Annotated in this window: 1 protein-coding gene; it reads left to right on the forward strand. The window is 58.5% G+C overall.

The features are described from left to right. Window positions 1-1,813 (forward strand): amino acid adenylation domain-containing protein (locus ACYVIC_RS19810; protein ID WP_460862723.1); only part of this gene is annotated, 1,813 nt, incomplete at both ends.

Below are 1,813 nucleotides of genomic sequence, written 5' to 3' on the forward strand. Positions count from 1 at the left end.
GAACAGTCTGCCGTTTAGTGTAAACGTACAGTCGTATCCGGACCGTGACGAGATTTATGTGTCGGTAACGACATTGCGCAGCCACTATGCAACGGGGGTGGGGTTAAGTTACAGCCGGTTGTACCGCCAGGTATTGGCGCAAATGGTGGCTAAGCCGGCGCAGTCTCATCACATGCTAAGTGCCTCAGAGCAGGCGCAGTTATCGGCGTGGCGCGGCGAGATAGCGGCCTACCCTGAGGGTTGCCTGCATCAGCTGGTAGAGGCACAGGCGCAAGCTAATCCAGATGCGGTGGCGGTGGTATCGGCAGAGCACCCGCTGACGTACGGTGAGCTCAATGCGCGGGCGAACCGTCTGGCGCGTTATCTGCGCGAGCAGCGTTTGGTAGAAAACGAAACGCTGGTGGGAATTTGCCTGGAGCGCAGCCCGCAGCTGATAGTGGCGATACTGGCGGTGCTCAAGGCAGGCGGTGCTTATGTGCCGCTGGACCCGGAGTATCCGCAGGAGCGTCTGGCATTGATGCAGGCCGATGCGGGTCTTGGCACGGTGTTAACGCGTGAGAGTCTGGCTGCTGAGTGGTTACCGCGGGATAGCCGGGTCGAACTGGACAGTGTGCCGGTACAGGCCAGCCTGGCCGGTTATGCGCAGGACAACCTGGAGCTGGCCTATCAGCCAGAGCAGCTGGCGTATGTGACGTATACCTCAGGCTCAACCGGCACGCCCAAAGGGGTGATGGTAGAGCATCGTAATGTGGTGTCGCTGGTTTGTGGTGTGGACTATGTTGAGCTGAATGCAGACACGGTTACTCTGCTACATTCACCGGCGTCCTTTGATGCGGCAACCTTTGAAATCTGGGCCGCATTGCTTAACGGTGGCGTGCTGGCCCTGCATCAGGGCAGCTCAGCGGATGTTGAGGCATTGGCAGAGAGTGTTGCGCATTATGATGTGACCACTTTATGGCTGACAGCCGGTCTGTTTGATGTGTTCAGTGAGGCCATATTACGGCCCTTGCCTAAGCTACGTCAGTTGCTTGCTGGCGGTGACATAGTTAACCGTGCAGCGGTGCGTGCGGTGCAACAGCGTAATCCGCAGTTGCAGTGTATCAATGGTTATGGCCCGACAGAAAATACAACCTTCAGCACAACTTACTCTATTCCACAGGTTCAGGAAGGCGGCGCATTGCCAATAGGCCGGCCGCTGACAAACCGTCATGCCTATGTGCTGGACAGCCAGCAGCGACTGGTACCGGTAGGCGTTAGCGGTGAGCTGTATGTAGGCGGAGCGGGTTTAGCGCGGGGCTATCTGAACCGTGCAGAGCTGACTGCTGAGCGGTTTATTGCTAACCCGTTTGCGCCGAAGGGCAGTGCAGAGCGGCTGTACCGTACGGGCGATATGGTGCGCTGGCGTGAAGATGGCCAGTTGGAATATCTGGGCCGCAATGACTACCAGGTCAAAATCCGCGGTTACCGGATAGAGCTGGGCGAGATAGAGCAAGTACTGCAATCGCAGGAAGGCATAGCCGAAGCGCTGGTTCTGGCGCAGGACACGGTGGCGGGTAAGCAGTTGGTGGCGTATTACCGTGCTGAGCAGAGTGTCAATGTGGACGTGCTGCGTCAACGGTTGTCGGCCTGTTTACCGGAGTATATGGTCCCGGCGCACTGGATGGCGTTAGAGGTGTTTCCGCTGACGGCCAATGGCAAGGTAGACCGCAAGGCGCTGCCGGTACCGCAGGTGGAGGAGCGAGGCGAATACGAGGCGCCGCAGGGCGAAACCGAGCATGCCCTGGCGCAGCTGTGGCAAGCACTGCTGGGTGTG

It is taken from the genome of Rheinheimera gaetbuli (assembly GCF_054781935.1).